This is a genomic window from Aquimarina aggregata, assembly GCF_001632745.1.
GTDB classification, from domain to species: Bacteria; Bacteroidota; Bacteroidia; order Flavobacteriales; family Flavobacteriaceae; genus Aquimarina; species Aquimarina aggregata.
Genome location: NZ_LQRT01000035.1, coordinates 378,304 through 400,882 on the forward strand (window position 1 = coordinate 378,304; position 22,579 = coordinate 400,882).

The 22,579-nt window shown below is 32.5% G+C and carries 13 protein-coding genes; all 13 read right to left on the reverse strand.

The window, feature by feature from the left end; all coding sequences use genetic code 11:
* Window positions 1-69: 69 nt before the first annotated feature.
* Window positions 70-7,278: a T9SS outer membrane translocon Sov/SprA gene (gene sov / locus AWE51_RS20025; protein WP_066317316.1), complete on the reverse strand. Its 7,209-nt coding sequence runs from the start codon at window positions 7,276-7,278 to the stop codon at window positions 70-72.
* Between the two features lie 5 nt (window positions 7,279-7,283).
* Window positions 7,284-7,865, reverse strand: a complete 582-nt coding sequence (gene ruvA, locus AWE51_RS20030) for a Holliday junction branch migration protein RuvA (protein WP_066317318.1) — start codon at window positions 7,863-7,865, stop codon at window positions 7,284-7,286.
* Window positions 7,866-8,045: 180 nt separating this feature from the next.
* Window positions 8,046-8,966 carry a M23 family metallopeptidase gene (locus tag AWE51_RS20035; RefSeq protein WP_066317321.1) on the reverse strand — a complete coding sequence of 307 codons (921 nt, stop codon included), beginning with the start codon at window positions 8,964-8,966 and terminating at the stop codon, window positions 8,046-8,048.
* 96 nt (window positions 8,967-9,062) lie between these two features.
* Window positions 9,063-9,812, reverse strand: a complete 750-nt coding sequence (locus AWE51_RS20040; protein WP_066317323.1) for a Type 1 glutamine amidotransferase-like domain-containing protein — start codon at window positions 9,810-9,812, stop codon at window positions 9,063-9,065.
* A gap of 78 nt (window positions 9,813-9,890) precedes the next feature.
* Complete coding sequence (locus AWE51_RS20045) at window positions 9,891-12,200, reverse strand: NADP-dependent malic enzyme (RefSeq protein WP_066317327.1); 2,310 nt, start codon at window positions 12,198-12,200, stop codon at window positions 9,891-9,893.
* A gap of 249 nt (window positions 12,201-12,449) precedes the next feature.
* Window positions 12,450-14,384 (reverse strand): trehalase family glycosidase, encoded by a 1,935-nt coding sequence (locus tag AWE51_RS20050; protein WP_082832525.1) that lies wholly within the window; start codon window positions 14,382-14,384, stop codon window positions 12,450-12,452.
* Window positions 14,385-14,884: 500 nt separating this feature from the next.
* Window positions 14,885-15,622, reverse strand: a complete 738-nt coding sequence (locus AWE51_RS20055; protein WP_066317331.1) for a hypothetical protein — start codon at window positions 15,620-15,622, stop codon at window positions 14,885-14,887.
* A 431-nt stretch (window positions 15,623-16,053) separates the two neighbouring features.
* On the reverse strand, window positions 16,054-16,476 hold the full coding sequence (locus AWE51_RS20060) for a hypothetical protein (RefSeq protein ID WP_198403851.1): 423 nt from the start codon (window positions 16,474-16,476) through the stop codon (window positions 16,054-16,056).
* A gap of 471 nt (window positions 16,477-16,947) precedes the next feature.
* Complete coding sequence (locus AWE51_RS20065; RefSeq protein ID WP_082832526.1) at window positions 16,948-18,351, reverse strand: serine hydrolase; 1,404 nt, start codon at window positions 18,349-18,351, stop codon at window positions 16,948-16,950.
* An 848-nt stretch (window positions 18,352-19,199) separates the two neighbouring features.
* Window positions 19,200-19,541: a LysE family translocator gene (locus AWE51_RS20070; RefSeq protein ID WP_262482910.1), complete on the reverse strand. Its 342-nt coding sequence runs from the start codon at window positions 19,539-19,541 to the stop codon at window positions 19,200-19,202.
* Between the two features lie 102 nt (window positions 19,542-19,643).
* The gene (locus AWE51_RS20075) at window positions 19,644-20,228 is read right to left on the reverse strand and encodes a CPBP family intramembrane glutamic endopeptidase (protein WP_232517420.1); all 585 of its coding nucleotides are present in this window, start codon (window positions 20,226-20,228) and stop codon (window positions 19,644-19,646) included.
* Between the two features lie 314 nt (window positions 20,229-20,542).
* Window positions 20,543-21,667, reverse strand: a complete 1,125-nt coding sequence (locus tag AWE51_RS20080) for an epoxide hydrolase family protein (protein ID WP_066317338.1) — start codon at window positions 21,665-21,667, stop codon at window positions 20,543-20,545.
* 173 nt (window positions 21,668-21,840) lie between these two features.
* A complete protein-coding gene (locus AWE51_RS20085; RefSeq protein ID WP_066317339.1) occupies window positions 21,841-22,578 on the reverse strand; it encodes a DUF3108 domain-containing protein in 738 nt (245 codons plus the stop codon).
* Window position 22,579: the final 1 nt, after the last annotated feature.

Genomic DNA, 22,579 nt, shown 5'->3' on the forward strand with positions numbered 1-22,579 from the left:
GAAAACCCATTAAAAAATTATCAAAAAACAATTGTCAATAACCTTTTCTACCTGTTCACCACAGAAATCTTAGTTTCCGAAGTTATATCGCAATGTAAATCCTCCTCTGATTGTAGTCTGAGGAAAGGCAGTAGAAATAGAGAACTCAGAAAATGTATGATCATAAAAGAATAATGCTGTCAAATTCTTACTTAAAGAATAATCTGCGGTAAACTTTAATCCATAAATATCTTGCCCAGCTGTTACTTGGGTATTTTCTAAGTCAAGATATCTTATCAATGTTTCATTCTGACGAAGTGATATATCTGCTCTTAAATTAAGGTCACTTTTTAGTACTTTTTTCCTACCTCCAATTCGAGTAGCAAAAGTTAATCCTTTAAGTCGATACCCCAATCCAATAATATACTCATTACCTTGAATTTCGGTAAGTAAATTATTATCAAAACTTAATGATAAAGCCCTATCCTTTTTCCATTCGGCAAGAATCTTGATTGAGTTTTTCATTTCCATATCAAATCTAACCAATGGACTAAATTGCTCGGTAAGATTTACATTTGAGTACAATAGTGGATTTCTAAAATTATTAGATTGATCTCTATCATTTGGATTTCTAAATTCGAGGTTAGTCCTAAATTGATTAATCGTATAATTTGCACGATACCCATGAGCTACAGAAAAACGTTTAAATCGTTTTTTAAACCACTTAAGATTCATTAATCCTGTGTATTTAATATCCCAATTTGGTAGCGGGACATCTCTTAAAGCTCCTTTTTGAACATTATCTGCACTAGCCCCTGTATATGCTGCTAAAAATGCTGGCAATAACACTGCTTGATTAGTCCCTCCAAAACCATCAGGAAAACCGTCTCTATCCGCATCTGAATCAACAAAACCATCACCATCAGTATCTGTGAATGGATCAATTCCGCGTTCTTGTGCTAAGCGTTGTGATATGATTAATCTATTTTCTCTAAATTGATCAAATGCTTCAGAACTGAATTGGTCACTTTTTTTAAACGCAGTCTTTATTAGCAATGTAGAAACCGTGAAATTACCAAAAGTGTTTGGCGTTAACGATGTATATGGTTGATTAGGATCACCGGGGTTCACTCTAAAGTTCTCTGTATAGGTTTCAGAATAATTTCTGGTCGCACTTATATCTATCTTAAGATCTTTTAATAATCCTAAAGAAGCTTGAATATTAAGTTGTCTACCTTCGACTTCTTGATACTGCTCATTAAAATCCTGATATAAAGTCAACCAACCATTACGAGCTGCTATATCTCTAATTTCTGCCTGACTACCAAAAACAAATCCTGCAGATGGTTTTAATGTACCAATAAAACCTGGTTCTCTTACAAACCCTGGTAACAAAATACCATTATCTTGTTGATAATTTATATTTACTTTCTTTACAGCAGTAACTAAACCTATAGCTGTATTTAATGCTTTATCACCTATTGTTAATTTACTTTTTACCTTTTTAGTTTTCTTTTTTGCGGCAACTTTTGTTTCTCCTGGTTTTTCTTTTTTAGAGTCTTTGTCTTTTTCCTTAGCTTCTTTTTCTTTCTTTTGTTTTTTCCTTCCAGGTTTTATTTTGGTTAATCCTACATATTTGTAAAGCGTATTCATATCCAAAGAACCATTTACCGTATGAACATTAGAATTTTGTATTGTATTACCTAAATCTGGTATATTCTCCAAAGATCTTAAAATCTCACTACCTTTTGTCCATTGGAAATTTGCACTATAAGAATAAGTAGATCTTATAAATTTAAGTACTGGGATTTTACTAAACGGCAGTTCATAGTTTACCTGAAGCTGCTGATTAAGGGTATTTGGATCTCCAACATCAAGGAAACCGCTCCAGATATCTACTGTATTATCTACAACATTATTCTCATCGATAAAATTCTTAACAATACGATTGTTTGCTGATGTAAAACTAAAATTTAATGATTTGGTAAGATTATAATTAATACCATACTGCCAATCAAAAAGAAAATTACGCTGAAATAATGGATCCAATTCAAGACTTCCTTCTGTACGTGTAATATCTCTAAATCTTTGTCTATTGTATTGTCTATTAATATTAGAACTTACCGAAACACTACTTGGAAGCAGGTTAAAGTTAAAATCTTTCAACAGATCAAAATATTTACTTTTTCCTAAAAGCTTTATCTTCTTAAAAGGTTCTATTTCTTTTGGTTGAAAACTAAAATCATACGTACCTCCAACTCTAACACTTTGATCCAAAGATTCTTCTATCTCAAAATCACGATGATTTGTCTGATTATACGTCCCCGAAAAGGTAAGATTCTCTACATCATATGGCATAGGTTTTGCCTCTCCTGTTCGTTCTTTACGCAATCCTATTACATTAAAACTTTGTCTTTTGGTATACTCGGTAGATTGTCGCTCTCTTCTTTCTCTACTCTCGGGTGTAGGTTCTGCATCTAATAAATCTTCAAGTTCTAAATCCTGGAATTCAGGATCAAATTGAGGGGTAATTAGTTCTTCACCTCTACTGTAATTAAAAGGAATTTGTACTCCCCATTTTTTAGGCAGAAGTTGTCCTAAATTCACATTGGTTGTTAAATCGTACTGCTTAAGATCTTCTCGGCTTCTTTCATTAGGTCCTTGCTCAATTCCTCCAAAACCAATCGTTGTAATTCTTCCTGAGGCGCTAACATTTGCAAAATCTGCAATATTAGCATCAAGACTACCTACGGCAGCCCAACCTCCTCTGTTTTTAAGATCACTAAGACGCATTTCATTAAACCAAACAGATCCTGATTGCGTATTACCACTTTCATTTTTAACCCCAACCATCATCACTCTTACATCTCCAAGACTAGGATTTCCTTTTATACCTACTCTTAAATTATTTGGGCCATCAAAAAAGTTAAGATCAGCGGCATTACCACTGGCTATTACTCTTGATTTTATCTCTTGAAGAAAAGCAAGAGGTACGTCTAATCTATTTTGTTCTGGCCAAATATCATTTTCGTTTCTGTCTGAAAGTTCTGAAACTGCTAGTGGTATTTCAATTTGGTAAAAATTATTGGTAAAATCATTACCCATTCTTACGAAAGCTCTTAAATCTCCGTCTTGAAGTGTCTGCCCTACTAAAGGTTCTGCATGCAGAAACATCTCTAAGTTTTCGTATTGACGCATATCAACATTGAAGTTTTTATACACTCCTCTTGCATCATCTGTTTGAAGATTATTTACTGTAAGCGCTAGTGACCTTTCATCTTCTCTAATAACATTATTGTTATTATTTAATTGTTCACGCACAACTCCTGGTGGCGTTACATATCTTTCTATTTCTTCTCGACTAACAGAGGTTACCACAACATCGCTATCTCCAAACACATTAAGACCGCTTGTTGGATCATTTGTAGTATTACCTACTTGTATATACCTTCTATAATCTCCTCGTACCAAATCTAAACTACCGAACCTAAGCAACACAGGGCTTTCAAAATCGGTAAGATACGTTCTCATAAATCTAATCGATCTAAAATCTGTAACATTCTCTGCCCTTGTTGGTTCATAAATAGGGATTTTAAATAAGAACCATCGATATTCTATATTTCTTCCAGACACCTCAACATTATCTTGTCTAACATCGGCTATAAAACCTGTATTACCATCATTTCCTACTCCCATACCATTAAAAATAGGGACTTCGTACTCAAAGTAACTATCAATAGTATTCATGGTATTATCTCTATTAACATCTTCTGCAGTAGGAAATGTTGTATTTCCACGGTCATCATTGGTTACATTTACTGGTGAGTTCCCTTGAGTACCGTTGTAATTTCTATACCTATTTACTACGTTATTAATCCCGTCAGGATTATCTTGAGGTTGTAAGAAATATGAATAATTATCTCCCGCTGGATCATTTCCTGTAAACCCTAAAGAACCATAAGCTTGAGCTTCTTGAGTATCATTTAATCCATCAAATCCTGCATCTTGATTTGTTCTTGCTTGCCCGTCAGAATCAAAAGCATAAATCAAAGATTGATTATTTGGTACTTGAGCTTTAAAGTTGGTAGGTGTAAATGTTTCTGGAACTTCTGGCAAACCATTCTCATACTGTTTTCTACCATCTTTTAATACATCTTCACTAATGTTTCCTAAATTAAAAACAATAGTACCATTATTTGACTGAGTTAGTGGTTCTTGCGCCCCACTAGGCCCTGTATAAAAAGGATCCAACAACCAAAATTCTATAAATTCTACATTTGATTGCTCAAAATTAGTAGATGTTAACTGTCTAGTAATCCCCCCAAAATTTTCTCTTGGATCTGGAGTAGTTGCACTTCCTTCTGCATAACCTGGGTTGAAATTGTATTGCCCTCTAGTAGTTGGATCATAATTAAGGTCCAATGTAAATAACGCTAAACTTTGTCCTTGCGCAATATCTGTTCTTGAAAAAATCTCATCTATAAACACCCTTCTTGAAGCATTACTTGCCAAGTCTTGATCTGTTATACCACTAGGTCTACTGGTACTATAAAATGTTGGATCAATAGAATACCATGATAGCTTTGCTCTTTTAAAACCAGTTGAAATCGTTGATAAAGGATCTGTATCGTTAGGGTGTCTTGGATTATCATCAAACCCTACTGGCACACTAGAAAGCTCCCAAGATAAAGGAGTACTTACATCTATTCTAGTCTGCGCTCCTTCAAAATCGTCTATATAGGTAGTTACTTTACCATCAAAATCAGCACCTTTTGGAGCACCGGCAATAAGATAGGCTCCTTCTGCTCTTACCGAAACATTAGAAGGTACATCTGTATCTATATTTGGTAATTTATTAACCATTCTTGTTAAAAAAGGAACCTCTGTAGAATAATTCACATTAAGTCCTAGAATGGTATTATTTATAGGTTCAAAATCATAACTAGATTTTTGGGTAATTGGTCTTTCATTTAAATTTAAAAAAGTACCTCCTACAATAAAATCATCACTAAACTTATGCTCGATATTTAATCCTGTAAATCGTTTTGTTTGCTGCCCAAAAACAGCATTATTTTCGGTAGAAACTTGTATTGGGGTATTCGATGACAGCAAGGCCTGGTCTAAGATATTTACTCTACCAAGCTGATAATTTACACTATAATCTACACCTTCTTGCAATACTCGTCCTCCTGCAGTAACAGTAACAGAACCTTGCGGCACATTAAATGCTCCTAACGGAATCCCATCCTGACCAGATGATTTATATCGCCCTTTAAGTTGAAAATAGTTCTTATCGGCAGATCTTTGTTCTGCAACAACCTTAGTTTGTGTATACAAATCTCTAAATACATATTCATCCTGATTAGGGTTATATGTACTTTCATCAGTATAGACAGATCCTACTGGACCATTATTTAATTTATTAAAAAGATGTTCTCCAAAAGGCTCTATACTTGGAAAAATAATTCTTCCATTTTCGGTATCAACAGTAATACCTGGAACATAATCAAAAAATCCATCACCTCCATCTACTGGATCTCGGTTTGGGTTAAGTTGATCAAGATTAAACACTTTAAGCAATGTCGTTTCATTAACATCGTCGGGTAATTCAAGAGTTGATCCTTCTGGCTGACTTATAAAGTTTACGGGAGAAGGGTTTGAGTATAAAATATTTAATCTAAAGTCACTTTGTTCCAGTCTAAATGCCCCAGTACTATAAATATTTTTCATCATTAAATCCCATATTGGCAGATTTACATTTACGATGGGACTTTTTAGCATTTTAACGACCAAACTTTGACTTGAACCAACTTGATCTGTAGTACCTGTATTATTACCAATTGTAGCATCTACGCCATCATTGGCAAATTCTCCTACTTGAAATACATTACCTCCTGCCGTATATTGAAAAGCAACTGCCAGAACCTCATCATTATTCAATCTTTGATTTAACGAGATGTACCCCAATTGTGTGTTTAAGGTATATTCGCTCTCATTTAATTTTCTTGCGTTTTCTAGAATAGCATAATCAAAACCTTCATTAAAACCTGATATAGGCCCTATAAACCCTTGTTGCACCGTAGAAACCTGCCTAACTGCTTCTGTAACAGGACCTGCTGCACTTATAGCTGTTGGATCTAGGTCATTATTACTGTTGTCCGGAAAAGCTCCTGCTCCTGGATTAAATAAACCAGAAGGGATCGTGAAGTTACCTTGCACTGGAGATTCTCCAACATCCTGAAGTGCTACAATATTACGTGCATTTGTAAGGGTCTGGGCACTAGTAGCCCTATTTGTCACCCATACTTCTATTCTAGTAATCTGTATATTATTATTAATAAAAGGATAACTTGCAAGCGACTTATCATAATTGTCTCTAAAGTAATGCGATAAGAAAAAGTGTCGATTCTCATCATAGTCTAAAGCAAAAAGTTCAAAATCTTGAACGGTACCTCCTCCTTCTACATTAACTGATCTTGTTTCTGATCGTTGTTCAGAAAATACTCCTGTGATCGTAGTTCTACCAAATTGTAGCCCTAACTTAACTCCAAAAAGACTTTGTGCTCCTTGTATCAGAGAACTATTTAAAGGCATACTTACGTTACCAACCTCGATACTTCTTATGATATCATCTTCTGTTGGGGTATATTCTAATTTTAATTGATTTTGAAAGTCAAAAGTGGATTCTGTATCGTAATTAGCTGTTACTTGTAATCTTGTTCCGATTTTACCTAGTAAACTCAAACTAATTCTTTGATCAAAATCAAAAGTAAAGTTACTACGATTACGAGGAGAAAATGCAGGATTATCTTGTTTGGTAAACAACAGACCTAAATCCATTTCTACAGATCCTTGTGGAATAATTTCTATTTCTGTACCTCCAAAGATGGATTCAAAAAACCTTGAGTTTACATAGAAAATTGGCAATAAATTTTTTCTTTTTTCTTCACTACCATCTTTCTTACCACTAAATGCTTCTATTTTTTCTTTAAAGTAAGCTCTTTGTTGCTCATCTTCAACTAATGCTATGTATTCGTCTGGTGTTAAAAAAAGAGGGTAACGCACATTAAAGTCACCTAACATTTCTCGATAAATATATCTATTGGTAATTGGATCGTACTCATATTTGGTTACGATACTATTAGGGTCGGGTAATGATAATTGACCAATAGAAAATGTAGTACTTGTAGAGTCACGAACGGTTTCGTTTTCCTGACTGTGTAACACCCCACTGTAAAGTGTTATCAAACATACTATTATTTTAAAAAAATTAAAGTGTAAGTGATTCGACGAACTCAATGTTTTTATAAATTTTTTAGTGCCTGTTTAATAATATTTTCAACTGTCTCTTTGGGGCTATTTTTCAAAACTCTATCAACAACTTTTTCGGCAAGCTTTCGATTAAATCCAAGAGTTTCTAAAGCTGATAACGCTTCATCTTTATTAGTATTGCTTTGCGATACTGAAACTTCATCTATATTATACACTTTAAGTATTTTATCCTTTAAATCTATAATAACACGTTGTGCTGTCTTGGCTCCAATACCCTTAATGGATTGAATGGTTGTTACATCATTTGATGCTATAGCATCTTTAATTTGATCTGGGTGCAAGGATGATAACATTGTACGCGCTGTACTGGTGCCTATTCCCGAAACTGAAATAAGAAGTCTAAAAATCTCTCTTTCTGATTTTTCTACAAAACCATAAAGTGTATGAGAATCTTCTTTAACTTGAAGATGTGTATATAACTGTAACGACTCTCCTTCTGGGAGTAAGGAAAAGGTATGTAATGAGATATGAATCATATAACCTACTCCTGTACAATCTATAACTACGTTTGTAGGATTTTTTTCTATAAGCCTCCCCCTAATATGTGTGATCATTAGTTAAGTTGATGTTAAGCAACCAAATGTAGTAAAATTATACTACAAAAAAGGATAAAAAAACACCCTTTAAACAAGGTTTTAAGCGTACATTATACTTTTAAACAAAAAATAACCAAATCTTCATCCCAAATATTTGAAATTTGGTTTCAAAGACTTCAATTCTTTTTTCTACATTTCTTACTTCTTATACATTCTTTTACGCTCTCTTTTACTCATCTCTTTTTCAATAATTTCCGGCAGGAAAGAAGATGTATATGTTGTATTTGGCAATAGGCTATGTGTCTCCCCTTTATCATAAAACAACGGATTGATATATGTATAACGCGAGGCTTCCTGTTTACCAGTTTTTTTATTATTTGACCTTTTAAATTCTGCATTACTTAAGTAATACAACAACAATCTCATTTCATGAGTATTGGCTTGATAACTACCTGAAACTCCTATTGGTGTTTGAGGATAAACCATATCCCCCTTCTTAACCATCATTCTACCTTTTCTTAGCACACTGTATTTTGCAAAACTACCATCTTTATGTTCTACTAATACAAAATTTGTATCTGTAGAATAACTTAGGCCTTCTTTGTAATTATCAAATTTATCTATTACATCTACTACTTTACCCTTGCGAATTGCACAAATCGTATCTTCTTTCTGAAAAATAAACTGATAGGCTGCCCAATTGTTATCGCGTTCTTTGTTAAAAAACTTCTCACTAATATTATTAAGAGGCTTTACTAATGCGGATGCTTCATTTTTATATGGCAATAAATACACAAAACTCTTATCAACCTTGGCTTTTCTAACCCCTCTTAAATAACGATATCCATAACCATAACCAATTCCTTTTTTAGGATCAATAGGCCTAAGCGTGAATAAAGTCCCTTTCGTTCCTTTAACAGTTTGCGTAATATCTGAAGATGATGCATTTACCAAAGTATTAAAATAGAGGTAGATCACGTAACTTCCCGGATCATTTTTCTCATAAAAAAACGTAACTGTATTATCATCATTACGCTCTGCTGTAATTTTAACTTTGTCCTGTTGTGCAAAAGATAAACAACAAACTAAGGTAAAACATATTATAAGTAACCATTTCATCAACTAATAAATTTAAGTATCAAGAATAAATGTCACAAACAATAGAAATGTTACCCAAGCATCAAAAAACTATTGATTATACAAAATTAGATTGCGTTATTCCTCAAGTATTTCTGGAATTAATTTTTCTTCAATAATTTTTCCATTTTTTTGATGTACGTAATATGAAAAGGATTCAGAATCCAAAGAAACACTTTTACTTAACTTGCCATTTAAAAACACAATTCCAGATTTATCATCACACGCATATCCGTTGGCTAGTTTTTTTTCTAAAATATTTTTATGATACAATGGCCTTCTTGTTTTTTCTGAATGATAATGAGGACAATGACTATAGTCTAAAAACCCAAGACCTTTTACAATTGTTAATTCTTTTGGTCTTGAATCTGTAGTTCCTGCTTTAAACCAACATAAAGAACCTGCACTACCTCCCGCTATTATTATTCCTTTATCATACGCTTTTTTTAGTGCTAAATCGATTTCTTGAGCTTTCCAAATAGCCAGCATATTTAATGTATTACCACCTCCAACAATGATGGCATCCATACTCATCAAAACTTCTTCAAACGATTCTTTTTGGGTCGTTGAGTTAATCCAAACTTTCATCACTTTGGGTTCCACTTCTAACCCCGAACACAGTTCGTACCAATAATTAATATAATATTCACTATCGCCAGTTGCAGTCGGTAAAAAACAAATTTTTGGCTTTTTTTTATTGGTTAACTCAGCCGTATATTTTATAAAACCTTTAGTTACCTGCCCTCCATAGGCAAATAATGTCTTGTCTTTTTGACTAAACACAAAATGACTATAACAAACGATCATTAGTAGCAAAACCCTCTTCATAGAACTAAATTTTAACAGCTTATAACCGAAAAGCACAGATATTACTATTCTCTTTTTGAAAAAAAATTAAACTTGCTATTAGATGTCTTTAGAAATTAAAGACAAATGTAGCTCTCTTTTTTCCTTTTCTTGAGCATCGATAACCGCAACAGCAGCCATATTGATCATTTCTTCTACACTAGCTCCTAATTGAAGAATATGCACAGGCTTATCCATTCCCATCATGATTGGCCCTATTGATTCTACATTATTTAATTCGCTTAATAGCTTATAATTACTATTAGCAGAATCCAAATTAGGAAACACTAAAGTGTTTACTTTTTGTCCATTAAGTTTAGAAAACGGGAATTTATCTTTTCTCATTTTCTTATTTAGTGCAAAATTCATTTGTAAACCTCCATCCACAATCAAATTCGGATAATACCGATGTAAATACGCAACTGCATCCTGCACCTTCTCTGCTGTTTCATGTTTAGAAGAACCAAAATTTGCATATGAGATCATTGCAACCACGGGTTTAATACCAAACATTTCTACCGTTTTGGCGGTCATCTGAGCAATTTTTGCTAATTCTTTAGGAGAAGGATCAATATTTATAGAAGTATCACTAATAAAAAGAGGTCCTTTATCGGTCATCATAACGTTCATCGTTGCAATACGAGTAGCTCCTTTTGCCAAACCTATCAAATCCAACATAGGCTTAACCACAGATGGGTAACTTCTAGAATATCCAGATAACAACGCATCTGCATCACCTTCGTTTACCATCATTGCAGCAAAATAATTACGTTCTCGCATTAACTTCTCTGCATCATAGAGCGTTATCCCTTTTCTTTTGTTTGTTTCCCAATATTTCTTTGCGTATCCATTTTTACGCTCATATTCTTCGTCTGCTTTAGGATCGATAATAAGTACATCACTTGGATCAAAATCAATCTCTTGCATCAATTCTAAAATAATATCTCTGCGACCTAGTAAAATAGGAAATGCTATCCCTTCTTCTTTTACTGTTTGTGCTGCTTTTAATACATCTAGATGATCTCCTTCTGTAAATACAACTCTTTTAGGATTAGTTCGAGCTCTATCTAATAGTAATCTTACAAGCTTGTTATCATTACCCATTCGTTCTAGTAGCTCATCCTCGTATTTCTGCCAATTGGTAATAGGCTCTGTTGCAACACCACTTTCAATTGCAGCTTTAGCTACAGCCGGAGGGACTTTTGCAATCAATCTTGGATCAAATGGTTTAGGAATTATATATTCTTTCCCAAAATTAAGACGTGTTTCTCCGTATGCAATATTTACTTGTTCTGGCACTGGTTCTTTAGCTAGTTCTGCAAGTGCTTTTACAGCAGCCATTTTCATCTCTTCATTAATACCTGTAGCTCTAACATCCAAAGCTCCTCTAAAAATAAATGGGAACCCTAATACATTGTTCACTTGATTAGGATGATCACTTCTTCCTGTTGCCATAATCACATCTTTACGAGTTTTTATAGCCACATCATATTTTATTTCTGGATCAGGATTTGCCATTGCAAATACAATAGGGTTATCCGCCATAGATAGTAACATCTCTGGAGTAACTAGGTTCGCCATTGATAAACCAATAAAAACGTCTGCATCTTTCATCGCGTCTGTTAATTCATGTAAATCTCTATCGGTGGCAAACTCTGCTTTTTCTTTGGTAAGGTTGTCACGATCTTTTCGTATCACACCTTTACTATCGGTCATCGCAATATTCTCTGCTTTTGCGCCGAACGCTTTATATAATCGCGTACAAGAAACTGCTGCAGCTCCTGCCCCACTCACCACTATTTTTACTTCGTCAATTTTTTTACCTGCAATTTCTAAAGCATTAAGTAATGCTGCCGCCGAAATGATAGCCGTACCATGCTGATCATCATGCATTACAGGAATATCGAGTTCTTCTTTTAATCTTCTTTCGATTTCAAAAGCTTCAGGAGCTTTAATATCCTCTAAATTAATACCTCCAAAAGTAGGCGCTATATTTTTTACCGTTTCGATAAAAGCATCTACGTCTTTGGTATCAACTTCGATATCAAAAACATCTATATCTGCAAAGATCTTAAAGAGTAGCCCTTTACCTTCCATTACGGGTTTAGAAGCTTCTGGACCAATATCTCCCAGTCCTAAAACTGCTGTACCATTAGATATAACCGCTACCAGATTTCCTTTTGCAGTGTACCTATACACATTTGATTTTTCTTTCTCAATTTCTAAACAAGGTTCTGCGACTCCAGGAGAATATGCTAAAGATAAATCTCTTTGTGTAGCATATTTTTTAGTTGGCACTACTTTGATCTTTCCTGGGGTAGGCTTTTCATGATAAATTAAAGCCTCGCTTCTTTTACTTTTTGTATTCATATTAAATCAAGATAAATGTGTGATTATATATCGTAATTCTCCAAATGATCTATCCCTTAGACTCGTTTGGTTTTTCAGTATTTAAAAACTTAAAACCATCATAATAGTATAATGGTTTTGCTTTCTTTCTAATACAAAGTTACATCTATGTGTGAGATGCCGAAATTAATAACAGGTTATCTTTAAAAAAATTAAGAATAGAAAAAAGAAATGGTTTTTTTAATACCTCTATTATTAATTATACAGCTATTATTCACTTTCCTTGAAAATATCGTTAGGATCTACTAACTGATCTAATTGATCTCTAAGGTTTTTATTTAAAAAAGTTAATCCTAACTGATATGACGCATTCATCCAGCCAAAACCACTAGGCGTTATATAATCGAATTCTGTTCCTACATTGCCATACTCTGCATATACTTTATGAGTACACTTTACTACATCATATTTTTCGGGAATTGTACCATTATAATTCACTGCATTTTTGGTGATCATCCATAGCCATCGATATGCTAACTCTTGTGCTTCTTTTTGATATCCTTGCGCCACTAATCCTCTCCAGATTAACATTTGATGTGGCGCCCACCCGTTTGGATAATCCCATTGGCGTTGCGGCGCATTAGGATTATTTGGATCTACAATATTTGCTGTACCTGCTACGCCTCCTTTTTCTACCAAACTAGAAAACAAGTTCTGAACCATTCTTGATGCTTGATCATCTGAGCATAACCCAACCCATAACGGATAATAATTTGTAGCAGATGCTATCTTTTGTTGCTTTTTTGTTTCAAAATTATAATCATAATACGTACCCGCAGTATCATCCCACATCAATTCATTCATTACATTTTTCCTTTTTTGGGCTCTCTCTAACCAATAGTTGCTACTTAACAACGCTCCATTATAGTCAAAGCTATTATCAAAGACTTCTTTAATTAAGAAAGCAATATCAAGTTCATATTTATACAACAAACTATTTAATCCTACTGTATTTAAATCTATACATAGGTCATCTAACCGATTAGAAGTATCATGACCACTTTCTCTCATTGCTCGGTCATGGGTAAAATAAAGATCTAATGCTTTATCTTTTAATTCACGGCTTATGTATTTTTTTGTAAACTCTGCAAGGGATAAATTATGCTCTTTTGCATGTTTGCTTAAAATAAAATCAAAATGACCCTCTTCGGTTTCTGGAGGCACCCCTATACCTTCACCATAAAAACGATTTAGTCCCGTATCTGTTAATCTAATTCCTTTTTTCATCCAAACGGTCTGATATTCTTGTATCACCATTTTTAGATTTTTAGAAAGCCAAGATTTAGAAATTTCTGGATCATCAAGATAAATTTCTTTGAGTAACGAACTAAAAAAAGGGGGTTGTGTTCTCGTAAGGTAATAGCTTCTATTGGCATTTAATATCTTACCATAATATTTAATTTGGTACCCGAAATTGTCTGCCATTGCTTTTGCTAAATCTGCTCTACCATCTAGTAATAAGCCTACTGATTCGAAATAACTATCCCAGCCATACATTTCATTAAATCGACCTCCTGGAACTACAAAAGGCGTTCCTTTATATATCCCATTAGTAGTGGTATGAGCAAGATTAAGAATCCCGGATTTGTTATTTAATGTTCTTACATATTCTGGTGTGATTTCTTTTGGTAGCATCTCTACTTTTAGCTTCTCAATTTCGGTTTCTAGAGATCGAAAATAGGCAGCTGCTTCGGCATCATCATGAGGAATATACAATCGCAAAGTATCGTTATTAGATTTGGTATCGCTCAAAACTCTAGTTAATCCTTCTTTATCAATAGATCTGGTTAGATTATCCCAAAATCTATTTTTAATTAATCTTGAGATACGATCAGAAGGTTTCTCTTTTATTTTATCAATTGCAATCTCTTGACCTTTCTTTGCTATTGCTAATTCCTGAAGTAAATTAGATAAATGATACGTTCCTTCTATTTTATGTGATTTTCCATTGGCATCAACAAACTCAAATTGTTTAGGACCTTTATCTTCGATTGTAATTTTTTTATCTCCATCGGTATCTTCTTGGGCAATTAAGGCTTGCAATACCGAGGCATGATCTTGAACCTGTTGCTTAACCTCATTTTTACAACTTATAAAAATGCTACTCATAACAAGTACACCTATACATCTAACATGTAGTTTCATAATATCAATCTTTTATAGCTAAAAAAACTTACCAGAACTGCTGTTAAAACTAATAGTAAAAATGATAAAATCCTATAATTTTATTTTGGGGACTCGTTATTCTTGTTCAAGATCAGTATATCATAAAAAAGATAGCCATCTTCAGTGTGACTATCCTTAATCTACTGGCTATATTTAAAGTATTTATTTATAGTATCATTACATCAAAAACACTGGAGATCGAGTAAAAAACATTCAAATTTGAGTATCAAAGACTCAAATTTGAACCAAAAACACTCGAGATCGAGTATAAAACACTTGAATTTGAATATCAAAGACTCAAAATCCAGCCAAAAACACTCGAACTTGAGTGTTTTTTACTCAAAAGATTACCTATTTTTTATTTTCTAGAAAAGCGTTATTTTAAAAGTGAAGGGAACAGACAGTTACTTCTGGTTAAATGTGGGTTAACGGTCTGTATAAACTACGTTTTAATACCACATACATTTTGTTATAGGTTTTTATACTTCATTATATGGTATCATGGAAAAACCAGCTTTCCAAGATGCATAAATTCTATGTCGTCCTTGAAACAACTCATACCCGATATCACCTCTAGTTACTTCTATTGGATAGACAGGTCGTCTTTGTGTGAATTCCTCCATGATATTTGCAACCTTAGATGTGTCTATATTTCTATTCGATTCTTTTTTCTCCCCAAACCTTTCAAGCATGTCAAGTGCTGCTTCAATAGTAAGATATCCTGATGTCACCTTATCTTTGTAAAAATCATACGATTTCCCACCTAAGTTAGCAATTCCAGGTCTTTCCTCACTTAAGTATTCCGACATATCCGCTTTCTGAGTAAGAAGTTCGTCTAAATAATAACCTTCCCCTGGTTCATAAAACAAAATTTTATCAGTTCCTTTAATTTGATACTCTCCGTATTTTGCAAGTTTAATTAATATCAATTGAGGATAGTCTGAGTCATGAAATTCATTATTATTTTCATTCTTTTTTGGAAAGAGTTGAATAGTTTTCTTCCCAACTGAATAATTATTAGCCCTCATCTGCAATTGAGCAGCTTGTTTAGCTTGAGGACTATTATTCGCCATCCCCTGGAGTTTCCTTTGAGCAACAGCTTCAGGTCTATTATCTACAAAGTAAAAAGTGGAATCACTACTGCTCTTTTTTAGGACAACAGAATTCGCGACCGATTGGCTTTTGTTCTCTTGAGTTTTGTCAGCGTGAGTATTCATAATTTTACTTTTCAGGTTTTGATTAATGCCTATAAAACTGTTGCATAATTACTATGGCAACTATATTTCTTTAGCATCAAGTATATAGCTACTATGCCTATATTCCTTTTATGATCTTAAAGCTCATAAAACTAAACTTATCTTTTAAGAATTGATTACGGAAATCCACATAGGTCCTTAAAAAGCTACACCTATAAAATTAATACCGTTTACGAAAAAAATGTATTAAAACAGTAGCTAACACTAACAGTACAACAGATAAAATCCTATAGTTTTTATACCATAGCAAGCTGGCAAGTTCTTTAGTTTCTTCTGTAAACATTTTCTTTTTGTAGGTATACTCTACAATTTGTTCTTCAGATTGTTGCTTGGTAGTAACGGTTTGACTAAACTGCGTTTCAATTCAGTTTATGTGGTATTGTGCGCTGTTTTTATTCATTTGTGATTATTTTGTTCAAGCATCTAGTAATTGCTTCTCGAATGTCATCTGCTTCAGTAGAACCTTGTCCTTCCGCTGTGCATGAACAAATAAGTGAATTAGTTGTTGATGATATAAACTGTATAGTAACTTCTATTGTATAACCACCTAATCCTGTATTTCTTCTACCACTTTCTCCGTAGTTAATAATCAAGGTTTTCCTAGATATATCATCTTTCAATTCTGGTATTAAAATATATCCTTGTTTTGCTAATATCCCTGTAATAACATCTCTTGGATTAACACTCTTACTAGTTGAATAATATTGTCCATTGATTGATGCTCCAGTACTCGAAGTCAGACTCTTTGTTTGAGAAATGTAAACATATTTATAATCCTTAATCTCTCCATTTTTTATTGCAGTTGCTGGTTTCAAACTAGCACAACTTATTATCGCTAAACAAAGGACAAATAATGTAACAATTTGATTTATTTTCATCTGTATTATTTTTAAAATCTAATTCAGTTGTTCTCGAATTGCGCACAACACTCTTATATAGCTACTATGCCTATATTCCTTATATGCTCTTTAACCCATAAAACTAAACTTATCTTTTAAGAATTCATTACGGAAATCCACATAAGCACTTAAAAAGTTATATACACAAGATAAATACCTTTTACCAAAAAATCCTTTTAAAACATTGGTTAAAAAATGTAATTTGTTAAGCGCTACTACAAGATCATAAATAAAGTACAAGGACCACCAATTCATAGGCTAACAAATGCATCATTACCATTGCGTTCCCCCTTTAAGATATCTCTTTTGAATATATTGATCGATACTTTTATATTAACAACTTACATTTTAAAAAAAACTATACAACGCATAAGACATAAAACAATTTTATTCATTTGATTTTAAAATATTTTTTATCTCCTCGATCTTTGCTTTAGCATTTCCGTTAGTTCCACCTAACTCAACCGCTTTATTATAATTTTTAAGTGCTAAATCATATTGTTTATTTGTATAGTAAGCTTCTCCTAAACTATCATACAAGTTTGCATTATCAGGAAATTCAGAAACAGCTAATTTGAATATTTCAATACTTGCATTCATCTTTTTTGATGTCAATAAATCATACCCAAGTCCATTTAATTCATTAGGATTTTCAAAGTCGTAGATCTCTAAACTGCTTTTTTTCAAGTCATAATAATACTGAATGCCCAACTCAATGTTTTCATGGCATTTTTTACGAATTTGTCTATAAATAGATTTCTTGGGTAAACTAAAAGATTTCCCTTTCATTATATTATGTACAGATTCAATTATTTCAAAGCTTTTGCTTTTATTGTTGGACATTAAAAGAACATTGAGGTCATCCTTAAATTCACTAATAAAAGCTGCTTCAAATTGATAGAATTGACCACCATGACTATGAGTTTCGAATAAATCATCAGATGAGCCAAGAATAGACCTTTGGTTTTCAAAATATTGGTTCTTTAGAAGCGATTTTAAGGATTCTCTAGAAATAAGTTTGTAATTGTGCAAAGCCGTAATCCATGTATTCAAATCATCGATTGAGACCCATAACCAACCTTTACTTGGGGGCATCTCTGCAGTATTTTGCTTATGTACATCAAAACATCTAACCCTATTTGGATAATCATAATCAAGATCAAACCCTACATTTGTCATTTTTAAAGGAATAATAATATTCTCCTTCGCAAACTCTTGAAATGTCTTTTTTGAAGCATTTTCGATAATCTTTTTTTGAAGAAAAATACTATTGTTATTATAATTAAAACCTGTACCCGGCTCAAACAGCAAACTAGGTAGCAATTGTAAACCTTCTAAGATACCTTTATCATTTTTTACATTAGCATAATCTATTTGAGGAATCCCACTAGTAAAGTTTAAAAGATGCTTTATGGTGACTTTTTCAGACCACGCTGGTAGCTCTAAATCAAATTGAGAAAGTTTGTCATCTAAATGTAAATCGCCTTTTTCAATTAACATCATAATAGAAACGGCAACAAATTCTTTTGCAATAGAACCCGGACTAAAAATAGATTTTTTTGTCAGTTCAGTTTGTCCTGAACCGTCTGTGTATCCAAATGATTTTTGATACACAATAGAATCATTCCTCGTAACTAACACATTGCCATTATAAATACCTCTTTCAAAACTAATCTGCATAAGCGAATCAATGGTTTCATTGTATTTTGAAAAGGGTTGAGTTTCTTGTTTTTGTGCGTTACTACATCCTAAAAAAGATAAAGAAAGGATAAGAATAATGTATTTTTTCATATTTATATGGTTTTAGATACAAAGGATAAGATAGTTTTGAAATTGTTACAATTTTTTATAATCTCGCCTCAAATTTTCAATTTAAAAGGTTCGCTATAAAGCTTGGTTGTTCGGTTATTTTTATACATAATTATTTTGAATTACACAGCCTTACTTTCAGGACGGGGTAGCTATAAATAAAGGGGAACTGACTGGCCGTAGTTAAATTCGTATTTCTGTACGTATGTTGATTAGATACTATGAATAGTATTTTGTCTTGTTCTTTCCTTGGGCTTTTACATCCGATTAGCATAGACAGGGTTAATAAAAGGAATGTTATTTTTCGCATACGATATTAATTTATTGTAATATGCAATCATTCCTATTTAAAAAGGTTTTCTATTATAAATCCGTACTACTACTATGTAAATAAAGACTTTTAATTGGTTTCCTTTTGAGGGTTTTGTTTGAGATACAGTATATAGGTACAGTGCTGATCCAATTAATACATAAGCAGAGAGCCCTATTTAAACAAAACACTAAATAAATTTGAATTAAAAAATAAGAATACAGATTTGATAATTCTTATACACAAGACCAGCAGTAATAACGCTAAAAAGTAATTTAAAAACTTTTTCCTTTGTATGACAATAGCAAAGTAGAGCGATACTAAAAATCCATTAAATACTCCTAAAGCACTAAAAAAAGAAGATGAGTTGGTTTCAAAATTCATTTATATAATTTGATTATTTTTTAAAGATTTCAACTGTTTGTTCTAATATTTGCTAACGGACTTGTGTATGAAACGTTGCGCGCAAAAAGGCACTAACTTTTCGGATTAACACAGAACTGAATGTTATATTGTGTTTTTATTTCACTTTTGCAAATGCCATTTTCATAGCGAGTCCAGTCAATACAGAAGCCATAAACCATTTTTGTATTCTTAACCAAATTGGTTTTTTCGAGAACCAACTTGCCATTTTAGCAGCTGATATGACGATCAGAAAATTAACTAAAAAACTTATTATTGTTTGTATAATTCCTAGTTGAAAACTTTGACTTAATACAGAGCCATATTCAGGTTTTATAAATTGAGGAAAAAATGAAAGATAAAATATTGCCATTTTGGGATTCAAGATATTTGTCAAAAGCCCAATATTAAAGAGTTTAAAAGGTCTATCCGATTTTAAGTTTTGGTTAGCGTCAAAAATTTTGTTGTTTGTTTACTTTAGTTTAGCTTTTAAAATCAAATTACGTTTATGTTAATTCTCGGTTTATAATATAATTTTGTAAGGTTGCATTTCCAGTTCTTGTCACCAATAATCTAATTTATTATTTTTTGCAGCAATCAACAAGCCTGGTTCTATAAGAGCGGTGATGATAGAATGAGCAATTATACAAGGCGCTAAACTTCGCTCAGAAATTACATATACAATTGCTAAGGCAACGCCTAATAAAGATGTAGAAATAAAAGCATTTATTCCTGCCTTTATATTTTTTATTCCCCACATAAGATGAATAATTCCAAAAGCAAAACCAGATAATATAACTTGCAATACTATAGAATAATCGTGTGAGTTGAGATAATCTATAATCCATTTTCTGTAAATTATCTCTTCCATTATTCCTGCAAAGATAGCTGCCAAAATTGCGACTACTTTCAGTTTATCCATTCTGAACATATAGTTCTTTACATCTGATAGTTTTGAAGCACTATAGCAATATATAATTATTGTAAGTAGTGCCAATGCCCAACCTAAAATAGTTCCACTATTGCCATTTATAAAGCCTAGATACGATAAAAAGCCAATAGGATTAGAAAAAAAATTAACTATAACAAATGAACCCCATAAAACAATCATGGATATTAGAATAATATAAATTGACCTATTTTTCACAGAATTTGTTTTAATTGGTAGTTAATACTTAAGATATATATCTTAATTTACTTAAAAGCTACTACACAAATTAGCAACCTATTTAGTTCTACGAGAATATTTTTGCTAACGTCTAGCATAAGAGACTTAGGCCCGGTGATAAACGATACGTTTCGTATTGGCATTGAGCCAAATATAAATATTTGCTTTTAGCTTTTTTCTCATAAACACCAAATTTTATATTTGACGACTTTGCCAATACGTACAGACCTTTTAGATACTAAAGTCCTATATATTTTCTTATACATTGTTGTTCGTTTGTGCTTAGTAGTCCACTATTCAATAGTTTTGTAAAATTTTATGATATCTTCTGCCAATAATGATGGCTTTTCCATAGCTGCAAAATGCCCTCCTTTCGACATATTTGTCCATTGTGTTACATTATAACCTTTTGACATGTATGCCCTAGGAGGCTTTGATAATTCTTTAGGGAAATTAGCATAAGCAACAGGAGGTTTTACGAAATCATTTACGCCAAACTTCATTGGGTTTTTACTGTTTTCGTTATAAATTCTTACCGATGAATGAATGGATTGTGTTACCCAATAGAGAGTAATATTAGCTAATATTTCATCTTTTGTAAATATGTTTTCAAGGTTACCCTCATTATCACTCCAACTATTAAATTTTTCTACTATCCACGCGCATAATCCGATAGGAGAATCATTTAATCCATAGGCCAATGTTATTGGTTTTGTGCTTTGTATATAAGCATATCCTGCTTCTTTTGCCGACCATTCTTCAAGTCCTTGATTGTATTTTATAACATCCTCAGAAATTTCTTTTTCTTTAAGATAGGGTTTAAAAGAATCAGAGACATAATTAAGATGTATCCCTATTATATGCTCAGGGTATTTCATACCTAGTCTAGTACTAATTCCTGAACCTATATCTCCTCCTTGTGCACCATATTTTTTATAACCAAGCTCTAACATTAATTTATGCCATAGATCAGCCACATAAGCATTATCACATCCAGTTTCTACACATTTGCTGGAAAATCCAAATCCAATAACAGAAGGGATTACTAAATCAAAAGAAAAATTTTCATCATTGGTTAATAGTGGTATGAGCTTTAACATCTCTATAAATGATCCAGGCCATCCATGTGTTATAATTAATGGTATAGATTTTTTACTTTTACCTCTAATATGTAAAAAGTGAATTTGATGGCCATCAATATCTGCCATAAAATTAGGGAATGAATTGATTTCACTTTCAATCTTTTTCCAACTAAAATCATTAAGCCAATAACTACTTAATTCTTTCATATAAGATAAATTGGCACCATAATTCCAATTAGAATTATTAATTTCATCAGGCCAACGACTATTCTTAATTCTTAAGTTTAAATCATCAAGAATTTCTTGGTCCACATTTACAAAATAGGGTTCTATCATATTTTTTTATTTAACTATGGTTTTTGCATGAAGCATAACTGTTCGTATAAGGATAATAGTCAATTTATAAGTACTTATTTTTTGATTTTAGACATATCCTAAATATAAAAAAAGCGATTTCGATGAAGTACCAAAACCGCTATTATTTTATACTTTGTTGTACATAGTGTTTTCTATTCAACCAATTTCATAATCATTTTTCTACCACTAATATCAATTTCTTGTTTTAAAGTTTTTCTTGTCGATATATCAATATAATAGGTATTTATAGCAGTATTTTTTGAAATCTCATCTGTAGTTTCAACCCTCCATATTTGTTTTAACTCTCCATTGTGTTTTATGGCTGATATTTCGGTATTCAAGATTGTTGCTGTAATGACTCCAATTTTTGATTTTGGATTATAATCAAATATAGAAATAGAGTTAGAATAACCATTTTTTAAAGGAAGTAACCTTATAAGTTGAGGATAAAAATTACTGTCAAAAAAGGGCTTGTCAGCTTCTTCAGATATCTGAGTTCTAGTGTTGGTTCGTTTATCTAAATAATAACCCGTTATTTTTTCGTCAAATTTTAAAACCATATCTCTTTGTTGGTTGAATGAAGAATGGTAAATAGGGGCAAAGTTTTTAGTGCTAACAATTGTACTATCAATCCATTTACTTGCTGATTGTTGCATCACTACGGTTGTTATAATAGAAGTTCTATCTTTTTCTTTACTAATTTTAGTGTGAATGTCTCCTATTTTAATTTCAATTGAATCCTTAACCATAAACCAAGACATTTTCGAAGTTTCCGACTCGAGCAGATTTATGTCCGAAGGATTGTTTTTAGGACTTAAGGGTAATTCTTGACAAGTTGCTAGAGTAGAAGATCCAAGAATAAACAATAAAAGGTAAAATATTGCTGGCATT